The following is a 17,765-nucleotide window of genomic DNA, read 5'->3' as shown; positions in this document are numbered from 1 at the left end:
CCCCAACCCCTCCCCTGAAGGGGAGGGGCTTATAGGATCCCCGGCAGGTCTAGTCCCATCTCCCCGGCGCAGGTCTTGGCGATTTCATAGCCCGCGTCGGCGTGGCGCATCACGCCGGTTGCCGGGTCGTTCCATAGCACGCGCTCGAGCCGTTTCGCCGCTTCAGGGGTGCCGTCGGCGACGATGACCATGCCGCTATGCTGCGAATAGCCCATGCCGACGCCGCCGCCATGGTGGAGGGAGACCCAGGTTGCGCCGCTGGCGGTGTTGAGCAGGGCGTTGAGCAGGGGCCAGTCGGATACCGCATCGCTCCCGTCCATCATCGCTTCGGTCTCGCGATTGGGGCTGGCGACCGATCCGCTGTCGAGATGGTCGCGACCGATGACGATGGGGGCTTCGAGTTCGCCGCTCGCGACCATCTCGTTGAATGCCAGTGCAAGGCGATGGCGGTCGCCTAAGCCCACCCAGCAGATGCGCGCGGGCAGCCCCTGGAACGCGATGCGCTCGCGCGCCATGTCGAGCCAGTTGTGGAGGTGGTGGTTGCCGGGGAGTAGTTCCTTCACCTTCTGATCGGTCTTCCAGATATCCTCCGGGTTGCCGGACAGCGCCGCCCAGCGGAACGGGCCGATACCGCGGCAGAACAGCGGGCGGATATAGGCGGGGACGAAGCCGGGGAAGGCGAAGGCGTCGGCGACGCCCGCGTCCTTCGCGACCTGACGGATATTGTTGCCATAGTCGAAGGTGGGCACGCCCATTTCCTCGAACGCGAGCATTGCGCGGACATGGGTGGCCATCGAGGCGCGGGCGGCGGCTTCGACCTCGTGCGGGGCGGTTTCGCGCTTGGCAAACCACTGGTCGAGCGTCCAGCCGGCGGGAAGGTAGCCGTTGATCGGATCATGTGCGCTGGTCTGGTCGGTGACCATGTCGGGGGCGAATCCCGCGCTTGACCAGTTCGGGGAGCACTTCGGCGGCGTTGCCGAGCAGGCCGACCGAGATGGGTGTGTCCGATGTGTGAATGATTTCAAGCGCTTCGTCGATGCTGTTTGCAGAGCGATCGAGGTAGCGGGTGCGCAGGCGCATCTCGATGCGGCTCGGCTGGCATTCGATCGCGAGGCATGACGCGCCCGCCATCGTCGCCGCGAGCGGCTGTGCGCCGCCCATGCCGCCGAGGCCGGCGGTGAGGATCCAGCGGCCCGACAGATCGCCGCCATAATGCTGACGCCCGGCCTCGACGAAGGTTTCGTAGGTGCCCTGAACGATGCCCTGGGTGCCGATATAGATCCACGACCCCGCAGTCATCTGGCCGTACATCGCCAGCCCCTTGCGGTCGAGTTCGTGGAAATGCTCCCAGGTTGCCCAATGCGGCACGAGGTTGGAATTGGCGATCAGCACGCGCGGGGCATCGGGATGCGTGCGGAACACGCCAACCGGCTTGCCCGACTGGACGAGCAGGGTCTGATCGGCGTCGAGGCGGCGGAGCGTCTCGACGATCTTGTCATAGGCTTCCCAGTTGCGCGCCGCCCGGCCGATCCCGCCATAGACGACGAGGCTCTCGGGCGCTTCGGCAACATCCGGGTCGAGATTGTTCATCAACATGCGCAGCGCGGCTTCGGTGAGCCAGCTTTTTGCGGTGCGATCGGTGCCGGTGGGTGCCTTGATGCGGCGGCTATTGTCGGTGCGGGTGGTCATGCTTGGGCTTTCGCGAAGTCGATGGCGGCGGTGAGGATCGGGCGAAGCGTGGCGTGTGCCTGCGCGGCGTGGATGCCATCCCAGCGTGGCGGCCAGTTGGCGGCGGGCACTTCCTCGACATAGGTGCGCATCGCCAACTCCATCTGGATGGCGTGGACGCCCTTGTCGGGTTCGCCGTAATGGCGGGTGGTCCAGCCGCCCTTGAAGCGGCCGTCGACGACATGGCTGCGTTGCTGATCGGTACAGATCGCGGCGATGGCGGCGGCGAGTTCGGGGGCGCAGGCCGCGCCGCTGTTGGTGCCGATGTTGAATTCGGGCAGGCGTCCGTCGAACAGTTTGGGCACCACGCTGCGGATCGAATGCGCTTCGTAGAGAACGATGGTTGGGTGAAGCGCGCGGAGGCGGTCGATCTCGGCGCGCAGTAAAGCGTGATAGGGGTCGAAATAGGCGCTGCGGCGGCGCGCGATTTCGGCGTCGTCGGGTTCCTTGCCCGGGTGGTAGAGCGGGTCACCGTCGAACGTCTCGACCGGGCAGAGGCCGGTGGTGAACTGGCCCGGATAGAGTGTCGCGCCGCTGGGATCGCGGTTGACGTCGATCACGGTGCGCGAGGTGGTGGTGCGCACGATCGTCGCGCCGAGCTTGAACGCAAAGGCGTAGAGCTGGTCGACATACAGATCGGCGTCGTAGCGCGCGCGGTTGAGCGAGACGAGCGACGGGGCGATGTCGGCGGGGATTTCGAGGCCCGCATGCGGGATGCTGACGATCAGCGGGCCTTCGCCCCGGACGGTGACGATCATCCCGTAACTCCCGGCAGATCCGCGCCCAGCGCGCCGCTGGTGACCAGCGCCGTCGCCAGCGCCATGTCGGGGGCGAAGTGGCGGTCGTCCTCCAGATGCGGCACCTGATCGCGGAGCAGCGCGCGGGCGGCTTCGAGCGGTTCGCTGGAGGTGAGCGGCGAATGGAAGTCGCAGCCTTGGGCCGCAGCAAGATACTCGATTCCGAGGATGTGCGAAAGGTTGGCGGTCATGTCGAGCAGGCGGCGGGCACCGTGCCCGGCCATCGAGACATGATCCTCCTGATTGGCGCTGGTCGGGATCAGATCGACGCTGGCCGGGTGAGCGCGCTGCTTGTTCTCGCTGACCAAAGCGGCGGCGGTGACCTGCGGGATCATGAAGCCCGAATTGAGCCCGGGGCGGGGGGTCAGGAAGGCGGGGAGGCCCGACAGCGCCGGATCGACCAGCATCGCGATGCGGCGTTCGGCGAGGCTGCCGATCTCGCAGATCGCCAAAGCGAGCATGTCGGCGGCGAAGGCGACCGGTTCGGCGTGGAAATTGCCGCCCGACAGTGCTTCTCCGGTGTCGGAAAAGATAAGGGGGTTGTCAGTAACGCCATTCGCCTCGATCGCCAGTGTTGCGGCAGCCTGACGGATCAGGTCGAGACATGCGCCCATCACCTGGGGCTGACATCGCAGGCAATAGGGGTCCTGCACGCGCTCATCGCCCTCGCGGTGTGAGGCGCGGATCGCGGAACCTTCCATCAGCCCGGCGAGCGCCTGTGCGACCTCGATCTGGCCGCGATGGCCGCGCACCTGATGGATGCGGGGATCGAACGGGGTGTCGGAGCCCTTGGCCGCCTCGGTCGATAGCGCGCCGGTGACGAGCGCGGCGCGGAACAGCTTTTCGGTCTCGAACAGCGCGGCGAGGGCGTAGGCGGTGCTGAATTGCGTGCCGTTGAGCAGGGCCAGCCCTTCCTTCGGCCCGAGGGTGAGGCCGCCGAGCATGGTGCGGGCGGGGATGCGACGCGGGCCCATCTCGACCTCCCCCACGCCGATCATCGCGGCGGCGAGATGGGCGAGCGGGGCGAGGTCGCCGCTCGCGCCGACCGATCCCTGTGAGGGGATGATGGGGGTGATGCCGCGGTCGAGCATGTCCTGAAGCATCGCGATCGTCTCGGGCTTCACGCCGCTTTGCCCCTGGGCGAGGCTGGCGAGCTTGAGCGCGATCATCAGGCGCACGACGGGCGCTGGCATGGGGTCGCCGACGCCCGCCGCGTGGCTGAGCACGATGTTGCGCTGGAGCGTTTCGAGGTCTTCGTCGCCGATGCGGACGCTGGCGAGCTTACCGAAGCCGGTGTTGATGCCATAGACGGGCTCGTGGCGGGCGAGGATGGCCTGTACCGCATCGGCGCTGGCCGCAACCTTAGGGTGGCAGGACGGGTCGAGCGGGGCGGGTTCGCCGCGATAGATGGCGTTCCAGGTGCTGAGCGGGGTGTTGCCGGGCGTAATCATTGGCCTGCAAATACTCGGGAATGGAGGGGTTCGCGCCGATGCGATAGACCAGCTCGGCGGGGTCGGAGATGTTCCAGATGGCGAGATCGCACGGGCTGCCGGGCTCGAGGACGCCAAGCTCCAGTCCAAGCGCATGGGCCGCGTTGATCGTGACGCCGCGCAGGCATTCCTCGACCGTGAGGCGGAAAAGGGTCGCGCCCATGTTCATAGCCAGCAGGATCGACGCCATCGGGGAGGTGCCGGGGTTGCAGTCGGTGGCTAGAGCGATCGGCACGCCGGCGTCGCGAAGTGTCTGAACCGGCGGGCGGCGTTCCTCGCGGGTGAAGTAGAAGGCTCCGGGGAGCAAGGTGGCGATGGTCCCTGAACGCTTCATCGCGGCGATACCGGCGTTGTCGAGATGCTCGAGATGGTCGGCCGACAGCGCGCCATGGCGGGCGGCGAGCGCAGCGCCGTTCAGGTTGGAGAGTTGTTCGGCGTGGAGCTTTACCGGGAGGCCATGGACCACGGCGGCGGCGAAGACGCGACCGGTCTGTTCCGGGGTGAAGCCGATGCCCTCGCAAAAGGCGTCGACCGCGTCGGCAAGGCCGACGGTGGCGGGGATGATCTCGCGGCACACCAGATCGACATAGCCATCGGCGTCGCCGCGATATTCGGGCGGCACGGCGTGGGCGGCGAGCAGGGTTGTGCGGACGCGGATGTTGCGCACGTCACCGAGGCGGCGGGCGGCGCGGAGCATTTTGAGTTCGTCGTTCAGGGTCAGGCCGTAGCCGGACTTGATCTCGACCGTGGTGACGCCCTCTGCGATCAGCTGGTCTAGCCGGGGTAGGGCGGTGGCGATCAGTTCGTCCTCGCTCGCCGCGCGGGTCGCGGTGACGGTGGAGAGGATGCCGCCGCCGGCGCGGGCGATCTCTTCATAGGTCGCGCCCTCCAGCCGTGCCTCGAACTCCTTGGCGCGGTTGCCGGCATGGACGAGATGGGTGTGGCAATCGATCAGTCCGGGGGTGATCCAGCGGCCGTCGCAGTCGATGATCTCGGCGGCGTCGGGAGCTTCGGCACCGGGGCCGACATAGCTGATCGTATCGCCGGTTGCTGCGACCGCACCATGCTCGACAACGCCCAGCCCGCCGCCGGTCATCGTCGCGAGACGGGCGTTGCGCCAGAGTTTGTCTGCGGGAGTCGCCATGCGTTTAGTGTTGGACAGTGCGGTCATTATGTCTAGACATATTCGCATGGCGCTTTGGTTCGAAACTGCGTTGCTGGATCATGGCTGGACCGATCGGGTCCGGTTGACGCTGGCGGGCGGGCGGATTGAGCGGGTTGAGGTCGGGGTCGATCCTGAGCGCGGTGACGAGCGGCACTTCGCGGCGTTGCCGGGGCTGCCGAACCTGCACAGCCACGCATTCCAGCGCGCGATGGCGGGGCTGGCCGAGGTCCGCGGGGCGTCGAACGACGACTTCTGGTCGTGGCGGGAGTTGATGTACCGCTTCGTGGCGCGGATCGGGCCGGAGCAGTGCGAGGCGATTGCGGCGCTGGCCTATGCCGAGATGCTGGAGAGCGGCTTCACCCGGGTCGGCGAGTTCCATTACCTGCATCACGCCCCGGATGGGTCCCGCTATGCCGATGTCGCCGAGATGAGCGGGCGGATCGCGGCGGCGGCGGAGATCGCCGGGATCGGCCTGACTCTGCTACCGGTGTTCTATGCGCATGGCGGGTTTGGCGGACAGCCACCGGGCGCGGCGCAGGCGCGGTTTATCAATGATGTCGACGGCTTTGCCGATCTGGTCGACCGCGCTGGAGCGAAGCTGTCGCATGACGGGGTGATCGGAATCGCGCCGCACAGCCTGCGCGCGGTGACGCCCGACGAGCTGGGTGCGCTGCTGCCGATTGCCGATGGCGGGCCGGTGCATATCCATATCGCCGAGCAGGTGAAGGAAGTGGACGACTGCATTGCGTGGAGCGGGCGGCGGCCGGTACGCTGGTTGCTCGACGCGGCACCGGTCGATGCGCGCTGGACGCTGGTGCATGCCACGCATGTCGATCCGGGCGAGGTCGCCGAGCTCGCGGCGCGCCGGGCGGTGGCGGGGCTGTGTCCGATTACCGAGGCCAATCTGGGCGACGGGCTGTTTCCTGCGGGCGCATTTCTCGATAGCGGCGGGGTGATCGGCGTGGGGAGTGATTCCAACGTCCGGATCGATGCGGCGGAGGAGTTGCGGTTGCTCGAATATGGCCAGCGGCTGACCCTGCGCGGACGCAATCAGCTGGCGAGCGATGTGCAGCCATCGACCGGGGCGCGGTTGTTCGACGTCGCCGTGGCGGGGGGTGGGCAGTCGCTGGGTGTCGAGACGGGCCTTGCCGCAGGACGCCCGGCCGACATCGTATCGCTCGATCGCAATGACCCGGCGTTCGAAGGGCGCAGCGGCGACGCGCTGATCGACAGCTGGATCTTCGCCAGTCGCCGCCCGATCGACAGCGTGTGGCGCGGGGGCGTCAAGCAGGTCGAGGGTGGACGGCACCGGCATCGCGATGCGATCGAGGCGCGTTACCGCGTGGCGCTCCGGGAATTGCTCGCATGAGCGTCGAGGCGCGCATCCGCAGCGAGATCGAGGCACGCATCCGATCGGGCGAATGGACTCCCGGAACGCGGGTGCCGACCGAATATGAGCTGATGGAGGCGTATCGCTGCGCCCGCGCCACCGCAAACAAGGCGCTGAGCCGCCTCGCGCGCGAGGGGCTGATCGAGCGCAAGCGGCGCGCGGGAAGCTTTGTCGCGCCGCCCGCGATCCGCACGCCGGTGGTAGGCGTGCCCGACATCGCCGCGCTGATCGCCGATCGGGGTGAGGCGTATCGCTGGGAGCTGCTGACGGTGAATTTGCACCGCCGCGCGCCGGCGGGCTTCCCGGTACGCGGGTCGGGCAGCGGCTGGCTCGTGCTGACCGGGGTGCATCATGCGGGCCGCGCGCCGTTCGGGTGGGAGGAGCGCTGGCTGGACCTTGCCGCCGCGCCGGGGGCGGCCGAGGCGGATTTTTCGGCGACCGCGCCGGGCAGTTGGTTGCTCGCCAACATCCCGTGGACCGATGCGCGGCACCGGATCGCGGCGGTCGGGGCGAGTGCCGAGGCGGCAGGGCGGCTCAAGCTCAAGGAAGGCGCACCCTGCCTTCAGGTCGAGCGCTGGACGTGGCGCGGCAAGGCACCTGTCACATTTGCGCGCCAGATCTTTCCGGGCGAGCATTATCAGCTGGTCGAGGATTTCACGCCGCGCGGGTAGCGGCATGCACGGAGACGAAGATGTTCAACCGCCTGTTCCTGAGCCACCCACGCGACGTCGGCGAAAGCTATGGCGAGCATTTCGCGACCGCAGCGGGGTTTGGCGTGCGGATGGTCGTGGGTGGCGTCGCGTGCATCATCCACGCGCTGATCCCGGCGCTGTTCGTGCGCACCGCGAGCGACACGGTGAAGTCGCTCTATGCGACGATGAAGGCGCGGCAACCGGCTTTCGCCAAGGAACGACCGGCGTTCGAAGCGCCCGAATGGCAACTGGATTACGAGATCTAGCGGCGTGCGGATCGAGCATGTCGCGATCGTCGGCGCAGGCTTTTCGGGGACGCTGCAGGCGATCAACCTGTTGCGGCACAAGGGGCCGCGCGCGACGCTGATCGAGCGGGCGGCGACGCCGGGGCTGGGGCTGGCCTATGGCGCGGCGCATCCCAGCCATGTGCTCAACGTGCGCGCGGGGAATATGAGCGCGTTTCCTGACCAGCCGGGGCATTTTGCCGACTGGCTGGCGGCGCGCGGGGTTACGGATGCGGGCAATGCGTTTGCGGCGCGGGTGACCTATGGAGAATACCTGCGCGAGCTGCTCGACGCGGCGGTTGCCACCAGCGGGGACAGGCTGAGCGTTGTGCGGGGCGAGGTGACTGCCTTGGATCAGCCGGCTGATGGCGTTGCGCTGGCGATGGCGGACGGAAGCGTGATCGCGGCGGACGCGGCGGTGCTGGCGGTTGGCAATCTGCCGCCACACGACCCGCCAGGGCTCGACCCCGCGGCGTTGCCGGAAGATCTCTACAAGGGCGATCCCTGGGCGGGAGATATCGCCGACGGGCTGAGCGATTCCGACACGGTGCTGGTGATTGGTACCGGGCTGACGATGGTAGATGTCGCGCTGATGCTGGAGGCCCGCGGCTTTGGCGGGCGAATCGTCGCGCTGTCGCGGCGCGGCCTGCTGCCCCGGCGGCATGAGAGCGGCGCGGCATGGGACAAGATCGACGAGCGGCCCGCGACGGTCGCCTCGGCGTTGGTGCGTCGTGTGCGGGCGCGGGCTGCGGAGATCGGATGGCGCAATGCGGTGGACGAACTGCGCCCGTTCACTCAGCCGATGTGGGCCAATGCCAGCGCAGCAGAGCGCGGGCGATTCCTGCGGCATCTGCGGCCGTGGTGGGACGTGCATCGCCACAGGCTCGCGCCGCAGGTTGCCGACCGGCTAGTAGCGATGGAGGCACGTGGGCAACTGCGGGTGGTGGCCGGGAAGACGTTAGGCTTTGACCCGGTCGATGGTGGGGTGACGGTGAACTGGCGACCGCGCGGTCAAGGGAATGCAGAGGTGATGCAGGTCCGTCGCGTAGTCAATTGCACCGGGCCGCTCGGCGATCTGGGGCGTACTATCGATCCCCTGCTCGTCGCACTGCGGGAGTGCGGAGCGATCCGCCCGGACGCCGCGCATCTTGGCATCGACGTCAACGGTGCTGGCGAGGTGATCGGCGCGGACGGATGCGCCAATCGCCGCATCTTCGCGCTCGGCCCGATGACGCGCGGAGCGTTCTGGGAGATCGTCGCTGTACCGGACATTCGCCGCCAGACCTGGGATGTCGCGCGGCGGCTGTCCAACGCGCACTGGGTGGGCGGCGAGGGGCTCTAACTACTCCCCGCGCAGTGCCATACCGCGGTCGATATCGCGCGCGACGACGGCGGCGGTCATGCGCGACAAAAGCCGTTGTGCTGCCTGCCAAGCGCCTGGCGCACGGTGGCGGTCGGCGATCATCAGGCGGCTGCCCCAGCCGTCGATCAGATCCTGCATATCCCCGGGCGCGGCGACACGGTTCCGCGCGGTGACCACCATCGAAGGGAAGGGAAGCACGACGCCGGGAGAGGCGAACAGTGCGCCGGTTTCCCCGGTCGGTGCGACCGGATCGAACAGCAGCGCCCCCGCTACCCGATCGGCATAGTGGCGCGGCGAGAGGCGCGCCCACCACGCGGCGGCCGCACATCCGACCCCTTCGGCAACCATCAGCACCGCGCGGTCAGCGTGCAGTACGGCATCGTCGATGCGGCTGGCCCAGACATTGCGGCGCGACGCATCGCGCGCGTCGAGCGCTACGTGGTTGTCCCCATGGAGCGGCCAGCCCAGCCGGTCGCTCCACACGGGTGCCCCGGCATGGCGGTCGGCGATGGTGAGCACCGAAAATCGCGATGTGGGGGCAGCTAGGGTCAGCGCGGTCATCTGCGGAAGGTCTCCCATTCGAACGCAAAACGCTCTGGCGCGCGGCAATGTTGCATGGTGCGCGCACGAGATCGCGATAGCGGTTCTTTCCGCCAGGAAACTATTCCTACTGCTGCGATAGGTGAAATGGTCGGGGAAAGAGGATCTGAACCTCCGGCCCCTGCCTCCCGAAGGCAGTGCTCTACCAGGCTGAGCTATTCCCCGACTGAGCGGCGAAGTCCTTGTCAAAGGCCCCGGGTGGGCAGACCGCGTCGCTTGGAGGCGCGCCTATAACCGGCGCCATCTGGCCTTGCAAGCGCCCCTGCGCGCTTTTTTACCCGCCGCGCGCCTCGAGCATCCCGGCGACGCTGGTGAACTTCTCACGCGGGGAATCGGTGCGCGCCGCGGCGATCTCGGCAGCGTCGATCTTTTGCCAGTCGCGGAAGGTGACGACATCGACGTTGCGCGATGCAAGCAGCGCGTCGAGGCCAGGGCGCCCCGCCTTGCCACTGCCGCCGGGCGCGTCTTCGGCGATCTTCTCGGCGATCGCGAAGCCGTCGGGGCGGTTGGTGCCGATCGTGCCGGTCGGCCCGCGCCGCGCCCAGCCGACCGCGTATAGGCCGGGCAGGATGCGCCCCTCGTCATTGGCAAATCGACCGGCGCGATCGTCATAGGGCACGCCTTCGATCTTGGGGGTGCGGTATCCGATACACGAGACGACGAGACTGGCAGGTACCGCATAGGTTTCGCCGGTTCCGACCGCCGCGCCACGTTCGTCGAGGCGGGTGCGCTCGACGATCACCCGCTCGGCGCGGCCATCGCCCTCGATTCGGATGGGCTGCGCGAAGAAGTCGAAGATGATGTGCACCGGCTTGTCGACGCTGGCGGCGGCGAAGTTGCGCAAATGCGTCACTGACTTGCGGTGGCCGGGTTCGAGCATTGCGTCGTCGAGAAGCGGCGGAAAGTCGGCGGCATCGACCACGGGCGCGGCGCGCGCCAGCTCGGCCAGTTCACCCAGTTCCTTGGGCGTCATCGCGATCTGGTGCGGGCCGCGCCGACCGAGCAGGGTGATCGTCTCGATCCCCGAACTGGTCAGCGCGTCGAGCGCAGGAGAAACGATGTCCGATCCCGCAAACTCCGCGCGCGTCTTGGCGAGCAGGCGCGCGACGTCGAGTGCGACGTTACCGTTGCCGATCACCACCGCACCGGGGCCACCCAGCGGCGGGTTGAGTTCAGCGAAGTCGGGATGGCCGTTATACCAGCCGACGAACGCCGCCGATCCGGTCACGCCGGGCAGGTCCGCGCCGGGGATTTCGAGCGGGCGGTCGAACGGCGCGCCGGTCGCGAGGACCACGGCGTCGTACAGGCCCATCATCTCGGGGATGGTGACGTCCTTCCCGACCGTGACATTGCCGACGAAGCGGACATTGTCGGTGAGCGCGACTGCTTCATAGCGGCGCGAGACGCCCTTGATCGACTGATGGTCCGGCGCGACGCCGCTGCGGATGAGGCCGAAGGGGACGGGCAGCCGGTCGATGATGTCGACCCGGACATCCTCCCCGAACTGCTTCTGGCATGCCTCTGCGGTGTAATAGCCCGCCGGCCCCGATCCGATCACCGCGATATGCCGCATGCCCGGTCCTTATTCTGTTGTGGGTGGGAGGCTAGCGGCGAATTGCGGAAGCGCAAGCGGGCCGCGTTCGATGGCGCGCAGCAGGGCTGGTTTCGGGAATGTAACCGGTTTAGCTTCGTGCGATGCGCATCCTCTCCGCCTGCTTCGCCCTGATTGCGATCCTGCTTTCCGCCTGTGCACCGACCGCCAGGCCAGGGGAGCGGGTGCGCGTGGTGACAGCGTTGACTGAAGAATGGCGGTTCCTCGATGGCCCGGCGTCGGTTGCGCAGGCGAGCAGCCCGGAGTTCGACGACAGCGCGTGGAAGCCCGTCTCGTTGCCGCATAGCTGGAACCGGCTGGGCGAATATCGCACGACGCGCAGTCGACCTGCCGACGATCGGCAGGGCGAGGGGTGGTATCGTCTCAAGATCGATGGTGTGCGGCTTCCGCGACGCGACCGGCACGTGCTGGCGTTCGAGGGGGCGGGCAACGTCGTCGATGTGTGGGTCAATGGTGTGCATGTGGGGCGGCATGCCGGCGCATTCTCGCGCTTTCGGTTCGACATCACCGATCATCTGAAGCGCGACGGCATCAATGTGATCGCGGTGCGCGCCGACAACAGCAAGCCGGCGCCGGGCAGCGTCACCGAACATGTCGCGCCGCTGCTGGGGGATTTCTTCATTCATGGGGGACTGTACCGGCCGGTATCGCTGGTCAGCGTTGACGCGGCGCATATCGACCTGATGGATCATGGCAGCTCGGGCGTGTTCGTTCGGACGGCGTCGGTCAGTGCCGAGCGTGCCGAGCTTGAGTTGAGGATCAAGACCGACGTACCGCGCGGCACCGATATCCGCACCACCGTGACCGACCGGGACGGGCGCATGGTGACGGCAAGCCCGATCGAGAAGGTGATCGAGGGACGCAATACTCATCGCCAGTCGCTCGCCATCGCGCAACCGCGGCTATGGGACGGCCGGCGCGATCCGCACCTTTATACCGCGCGGGTCGAACTGCTGCGCGGCGGCCAGGTGGTGGACCGTGTGGACCAGCGGTTTGGCGTGCGCAGTTTCCGCGTCGATCCGGCGCAGGGTTTCTTCCTCAACGGCCGCCACATGCCGTTGCAGGGCGTGTCGCGGCATCAGGACATGCTCGATCAGGGCTGGGCGCTCAGCCGTGCCGATCACGAACGCGACATGCAGCTGATCGAGGAGCTGGGCGCGAACACCGTCCGCTTCGCCCATTATCAGCATGCGCAGGAATGGTTCGGTCTTTCGGACGAAAGCGGGATGATCGTGTGGGCGGAGATCCCGTTCGTCAACAAGGTGTCGTTCGGCGACATGCCGGCAAGTCCGGAGTTCACCGCCAACGCGCGCCAGCAGCTGATCGAGATGATCCGCCAGCATTACAACAGTCCGGCGGTGGTCACCTGGGGCATCGGCAACGAGATGGACATCGACCTGGCCTTCAATCGGCTGGGGCCAAAGGCCGATCCGCGCCCGCTGCTCGACGAACTGCATGCACTGAGCAAGGCGGAGGACCCCGATCGCCCTACCGTGCTCGCCGATTGCTGTGAAGCGACGCCGGGGGACAAGGCACCGTACCTGCCGATTTCGACCGGTCACGCCGATCTGGTCGGTTATAATCGGTACTTCGGTTGGTACTATGGCAAGCCCGCCGATCTGGGGCCGCACCTCGACGCGATGCACAAGCGACACCCCAAGGTTCCGATCTCGGTCAGCGAATATGGCGCGGGCGGGGCGACCAGCCAGCATAGCGACAATCCGGAAGGCGGCCCGATCAGTTCGGGCGGACGGCCGCATCCCGAGGACTATCAGGCCTGGTTTCACGAGCAGAGCTGGCCGCAATTGAGGGCGCGCCGCTATGTCTGGGCGAACTGGATCTGGAACATGTTCGATTTCTCGTCGCCGATCCGGCAGGAGGGGGACGCGAGCGACATCAACGACAAGGGGCTGGTGACGTTCGACCGCGCAATCCGCAAGGATGCGTTCTTCTATTACAAGGCGAACTGGTCCGACGTGCCGGTGCTGCACATAGCGCAGCGGCGCTATGTGGAGCGGGCCTATCCGGTCACCGATGTGCGGCTGTACAGCAATGCGGCCACAGCGCGGCTGATCGTGAATGGCCGCGATCTGGGCGAACGGCCATGCAAGGGTGGCATCTGTGTCTTCGCCGCAGTGACGCTGGATGCGGGGGCGAACCGGATCGAAGCGCGCGCGGGTGCCCTACGCGACAGCGTCGAATGGCGCGCGCCTGATGCCGCGGCGGGCCTGGCGATGAACGTCGGAAGTCTGACGGGCTATGTCGACGTGACTGGGCAGCGGGTGGGATCGGACAATTGGTTCATCGGCGGCGCGGCGAAGCGCCCCGGCAATGCGCTGCGCAAGACGCTTGCCGCGCGGGTCGATACACCGTCGCTCGACGGATATCGTGACGGCGCATTCCGCTATTCCATCCCCGTTCCAAACGGTCGGTGGCGCGTGACGCTGCTGCTGGGCAATCCCGACGACAAGGCATCGCGGCGCTATGGCGTCGATGTGGAGGGAAGGGCGGTGCTTCGCGACGTGAGCGAATTGCCGGCCGGCCTTACAAAGCGCGCGTTCGACGTCGATCTGCGCGATGGCGTGCTCGACCTCAACTTCACGGGTCAGGCTGCTCTGTTCGGCATTGAGGTGCGCCCGGCGAGCTGACCAAAAAAAGGGGCCGCTCTTTCGGGCGGCCCTTTCGATAATCCGGCTTGTACCCCTTACTGGTCGAGGAACGAGCGCATCTTGCGGCTGCGGCTCGGATGCTTGAGCTTGCGCAGCGCCTTGGCCTCGATCTGGCGGATGCGCTCGCGGGTCACGCTGAACTGCTGGCCGACCTCTTCGAGCGTGTGATCGGTGTTCATGCCGATGCCGAAACGCATGCGCAGCACGCGCTCCTCACGCGGGGTCAGGCTGGCGAGCACGCGGGTGACCGTTTCCTTGAGGTTTGCCTGGATCGCGGCGTCCACAGGGATGATCGCGTTCTTGTCCTCGATGAAGTCGCCGAGGTGGCTGTCTTCCTCGTCGCCGATCGGCGTTTCGAGGGAGATCGGCTCCTTGGCGATCTTCATCACCTTGCGCACCTTCTCCAGCGGCATGGAGAGGCGTTCGGCCATCTCTTCCGGGGTCGGTTCGCGGCCCTGTTCGTGCAGGAACTGGCGGCTGGTGCGGACGAGCTTGTTGATCGTTTCGATCATGTGGACCGGGATGCGGATCGTGCGCGCCTGATCGGCGATCGAACGGGTGATCGCCTGACGAATCCACCAGGTCGCATAGGTCGAGAACTTGTAGCCGCGGCGATACTCGAACTTATCGACCGCCTTCATCAGGCCGATATTGCCCTCCTGAATGAGGTCCAGGAACTGCAGGCCGCGATTGGTGTATTTCTTGGCGATCGAGATCACGAGGCGGAGATTGGCCTCGACCATCTCCTTCTTGGCGATACGCGCCTCGCGCTCGCCCTTTTGCACCATGTTGACGATACGGCGGAATTCGCCGAGCGCCATGCCGGTCTGCTGGCTGATCTCCGACACTTCGACCCGGATGCGATCGACGGCGGCGGCTTCGTTCTCGACGAACGCCTTCCACTTCTTGTCGAGGCCGGCGACCGATTCCAGCCAATTTTCGTCCATCTCATGATCGACATAACGATCGAGAAAGTCCTTGCGGCTGACCTTGTGCCGCTCGGCGAGGCGCAGCATCTGGCCGCCCAGCGCGGTCAGGCGCCGGTTGTAGCTGTAGAGCTGATCGACCAGATATTCGATCTTGGCGTTGTGGAACTGGACGCTCTCTACCTCGGCGGTCAGTTCCTCGCGCAGCTTGTGGTATTTCTTCTCGTCGCCCGACGAAAGCTCGCCGCCCGCCGCCATCGCGTCGAGCCGGTTCTGCTGGATCTTGCTGAACTTCTTGTAGATCGCAGTGATGTTGGCAAAGCGCTCAAGCGCCTGCGGCTTCAGCGTCTCTTCCATCTGGGCGAGGCTGAGGGTGTTGTCCTCTTCTTCCTCATCCGAGATGCGCGGTGCGCGCCGCTCGGTCAGTTCGTCATCCTCGTCGGCGGGGGCCTCTTCGGGCTCTTCCTCTTCCTTGAAGCTGGCGCCGGCGGTCTTTTCACTGATCTCGCCCGAATCGTCGTCCTCGGCGCCCTCGACCTGCTCGGCCGACGGACCCTTGGACAGCATCGCGTCGAGATCGAGGATCTCGCGCAGCTGCATCGTGCCTTCGTTGAGCGCGTCGGACCAGCCGATGATTGCGTTGAAGGTGATCGGCGATTCGCACAGGCCGAGGATCATCGTGTCGCGACCGGCCTCGATCCGCTTGGCGATCGCGATCTCGCCCTCGCGGCTGAGCAGCTCGACCGCGCCCATCTCGCGAAGATACATGCGGACGGGGTCATCGGTGCGATCGACGACCTCCTTCTTCTTCGCCATTTCAAAGGCGGGTTCGTCGTCCTTGCCCTCGGCATCGACCTCGTCGGGCGTGTCGTCCTCGGGCTGGTCGTCCTCGCCGACATCCTCATTTTCGACGACGTTGACGCCCATGTCGCTGAGCGCGGACATGACGTCTTCAATCTGTTCGGAGGTGAACTGGTCCTGGGGCAGCATCTCGTTGAGCTGGTCCACGGTGATGTAACCGCGCTTTTTCGCGCGGGCGACCAGCTTCTTGATCGAGCCTTCGTTGAGATCGATCAGCGGGGCGTCACCAGATTCCGTGGGTTCCGCACCGTCTGCCATATTTGCCTTAGCCATCGACTGCCTTTGAAATCATATGGCGGCAATTATACGCCGCCCTAATCACCTAATTACGTCTCGTCCGCAAGCATCAGATTGGCGAGCCGCATTTCCAGCTCTGCCTTGCGTCGAACCAGGGCCACCTGACGCTCGAAAGCCTCGTCGCTGAAACGCGCCTGAACCGCCGCAGTTGCCTCCGCCAGCGCCGCCTCGACCTGAGGCCGTGCCGCCAGTACCGCAATCGCTTCGCCGAGGTCGAGCGCGGCCCGTCCCGCGTCCCATTCCTTCTGGGTGAAGGTGAAGGGAAGCTGGTCGGCGCGCAGCAACTCCGCTGCCTGTGAATCGAAACCGGACGCCGCCAATATGGTACGAAGGCGTGCGGTATCAAGCGCCCGGTCCTCCAGCGCGACATCGACCACCGCCTCGAACAGTCGGCCAAGGGCGCCGTCGGCATGGGCGAGGCTGGTCAGCGTTTCGACATGGCGGGCAATCTCCGCCGGGTGGCGGATCAGCCCCGCGAGCACGGCTTTTGCCAGTACCCGGTCGATCCCGCCTGCGCCGACCGCCTGAAGCGCGGGGCCGGGGGGCGGTTCGGGTGGTTGCCAGCGCTGACCGGGCTTGAACGGGCCGCGGCTTTGGGTTCGCGGCGTGAAGGCGCGTGGGGCCGGGGCGAAGTGCTCGTCGACGCGGCGGCGGAACTCGTTGATATATTCGTGGCGGACATTGCCGTCCTGAATCGTGGCGGCGAGATCGGACAGGCGACGCTTGAGCCCGGCGCGGGCTTCGGGCGTATCGACCGGCTCGGCGGCGAGTTCGTGTTGCCAGAGGCGATCGGCCAGCGGCTGGGCCGAGGCGAGCAGCGCCTCGAACGCCTGGGGTCCCGATGCGCGGACGAGATCGTCGGGGTCCTGACCCGGGGGCAGGGTGACGAAGGCGAGGCTGCGGCCCGGTTGGAGCAGGGGGAGGGCGCGATGCGCGGCGCGGATCGCCGCCTTTTGCCCAGCATTGTCCCCGTCGAAGGAGAGATAGGGGATGTCGGCCATCCGCCACAGCCGTTCGAGCTGATGCTCGGTCATCGCGGTGCCGAGCGGGGCGACCGCCTCGCCGAACCCGGCTTGGGCCAGCGCGATCACGTCCATATAGCCTTCGACTGCGATCACCCGGTTGGCCTTGCGCGAGGCGGCGGAGGCGCGGTCGAGATTGTAGAGCGAGCGGCCCTTGTCGAAGAGCGGGGTTTCGGGGAGTTGAGATATTTGGGCTCGCCCTCGCCGATGATCCGCCCGCCAAAGCCGATGACGCGACCGCGCGCATCCTTGATCGGGATCATGAGACGGCCGCGGAAGCGGTCATAGGGCTCCTTGCCTTCGACCTGGATCAGCAGCCCGGCTTCGACCAGCATGGCGTCGCCATAGGATTTGAGCGCCTCGCGCAGCTTCGTGCGCGAATCCGGCGCATAGCCCATGCCGAACGTCCGCGCGGTCTCGGCGGTGACGCGGCGGCGCTCGAGTAGCGCGCGCGCCTCCGCCCCGGCGATGCCGTGGAGCTGTTCGGTGTAGAATTTGGAGGCGTCGGCCATAACCTCGTGCAGCCCCTTGGCGCGCTCCGCCCGCTGCGCCGCGCGCGGGTCCGCCTCCGGCATGTCGAGGCCGGCGGCCTGCGCCAGCTCCTTGACCGCATCGATGAAGGGCAGGCCGTCATGCTCGGTCATCCAGCGGATCGCATCGCCATGCGCGCCGCAGCCGAAGCAGTGGTAGAAGCCCTTTTCGTCGTTGATCGTGAACGACGGGGTCTTCTCGTTATGAAAGGGGCAGCACGCCTTGTACTCGCGTCCCGCGCGCGTGATCTTCACGCTGCGCCCGATCAGGGCGGACAGGGTGGTGCGGGCGCGCAGCTCGTCGAGAAAGGCGGGGGTCAGACTCATGGGGCTGAATCG

General features: G+C 66.8%; 10 protein-coding genes, 1 tRNA gene and 3 pseudogenes. 5 read left to right on the top strand and 9 right to left on the bottom strand.

The features are described from left to right. Positions 1-29 precede the first annotated feature (29 nt). From hutU to hutI, 4 genes and pseudogenes are all read right to left on the bottom strand, one after another. Positions 30-1,689, bottom strand: a pseudogene (hutU, locus tag LRS12_RS17760) (urocanate hydratase). Then, positions 1,686-2,486, bottom strand: a complete 801-nt coding sequence (gene hutG / locus LRS12_RS17755; protein WP_257845831.1) for an N-formylglutamate deformylase — start codon at positions 2,484-2,486, stop codon at positions 1,686-1,688. The pseudogene hutU and the gene hutG overlap by 4 nt, the downstream one beginning before the upstream one ends. Continuing rightward, a complete protein-coding gene (gene hutH / locus LRS12_RS17750; RefSeq protein ID WP_374581512.1) occupies positions 2,483-3,976 on the bottom strand; it encodes a histidine ammonia-lyase in 1,494 nt (497 codons plus the stop codon). The genes hutG and hutH overlap by 4 nt, the downstream gene beginning before the upstream one ends. Next, a pseudogene (gene hutI, locus LRS12_RS17745) lies at positions 3,973-5,159 on the bottom strand (imidazolonepropionase). The gene hutH and the pseudogene hutI overlap by 4 nt, the downstream one beginning before the upstream one ends. A 46-nt stretch (positions 5,160-5,205) precedes the next feature. Between hutI and LRS12_RS17740 the strand changes: the two are divergent. From LRS12_RS17740 to LRS12_RS17725, 4 genes are read left to right on the top strand one after another with little or no spacing between them, the layout of a single operon-like run. Next, positions 5,206-6,549 carry a formimidoylglutamate deiminase gene (locus tag LRS12_RS17740; RefSeq protein ID WP_257845830.1) on the top strand — a complete coding sequence of 448 codons (1,344 nt, stop codon included), beginning with the start codon at positions 5,206-5,208 and terminating at the stop codon, positions 6,547-6,549. Then, on the top strand, positions 6,546-7,241 hold the full coding sequence (locus tag LRS12_RS17735; protein ID WP_257845829.1) for a UTRA domain-containing protein: 696 nt from the start codon (positions 6,546-6,548) through the stop codon (positions 7,239-7,241). The genes LRS12_RS17740 and LRS12_RS17735 overlap by 4 nt, the downstream gene beginning before the upstream one ends. A 20-nt stretch (positions 7,242-7,261) precedes the next feature. After that, positions 7,262-7,528 (top strand): DUF6356 family protein, encoded by a 267-nt coding sequence (locus LRS12_RS17730; RefSeq protein ID WP_257845828.1) that lies wholly within the window; start codon positions 7,262-7,264, stop codon positions 7,526-7,528. A 4-nt stretch (positions 7,529-7,532) separates the two neighbouring features. Further along, positions 7,533-8,888, top strand: coding sequence for an FAD/NAD(P)-binding protein (locus LRS12_RS17725; protein ID WP_257845827.1), 1,356 nt, complete (start codon positions 7,533-7,535; stop codon positions 8,886-8,888). Here the strand turns inward: LRS12_RS17725 and LRS12_RS17720 are convergent, their stop codons facing one another. The 3 genes from LRS12_RS17720 to LRS12_RS17710 form a co-directional block, all read right to left on the bottom strand. Then, complete coding sequence (locus LRS12_RS17720; RefSeq protein ID WP_257845826.1) at positions 8,889-9,488, bottom strand: alpha/beta hydrolase; 600 nt, start codon at positions 9,486-9,488, stop codon at positions 8,889-8,891. It abuts the gene before it with no gap. A gap of 109 nt (positions 9,489-9,597) precedes the next feature. After that, positions 9,598-9,674, bottom strand: a tRNA-Pro gene (locus LRS12_RS17715). Between the two features lie 109 nt (positions 9,675-9,783). Beyond that, positions 9,784-11,082 carry an FAD-dependent oxidoreductase gene (locus LRS12_RS17710; RefSeq protein WP_257845825.1) on the bottom strand — a complete coding sequence of 433 codons (1,299 nt, stop codon included), beginning with the start codon at positions 11,080-11,082 and terminating at the stop codon, positions 9,784-9,786. 122 nt (positions 11,083-11,204) lie between these two features. On the opposite strand from LRS12_RS17710, the gene LRS12_RS17705 reads away from it, so the two are divergent. Continuing rightward, positions 11,205-13,769: a glycoside hydrolase family 2 protein gene (locus LRS12_RS17705; protein WP_257845824.1), complete on the top strand. Its 2,565-nt coding sequence runs from the start codon at positions 11,205-11,207 to the stop codon at positions 13,767-13,769. Between the two features lie 56 nt (positions 13,770-13,825). On the opposite strand, the gene rpoD is transcribed toward LRS12_RS17705, so the two are convergent. Next, on the bottom strand, positions 13,826-15,850 hold the full coding sequence (gene rpoD / locus LRS12_RS17700) for an RNA polymerase sigma factor RpoD (RefSeq protein WP_257845823.1): 2,025 nt from the start codon (positions 15,848-15,850) through the stop codon (positions 13,826-13,828). 53 nt (positions 15,851-15,903) lie between these two features. Further along, positions 15,904-17,753 (bottom strand): annotated as a pseudogene (gene dnaG, locus LRS12_RS17695) (DNA primase). Between the last annotated feature and the right edge of the window lie 12 nt (positions 17,754-17,765).

Origin of the sequence: Sphingomonas sp. J344, from assembly GCF_024700005.1 — a bacterium.
Classification (GTDB): Bacteria; Pseudomonadota; Alphaproteobacteria; order Sphingomonadales; family Sphingomonadaceae; genus Sphingomonas.
This window is presented reverse-complemented; position numbering and strand designations above follow the sequence as displayed.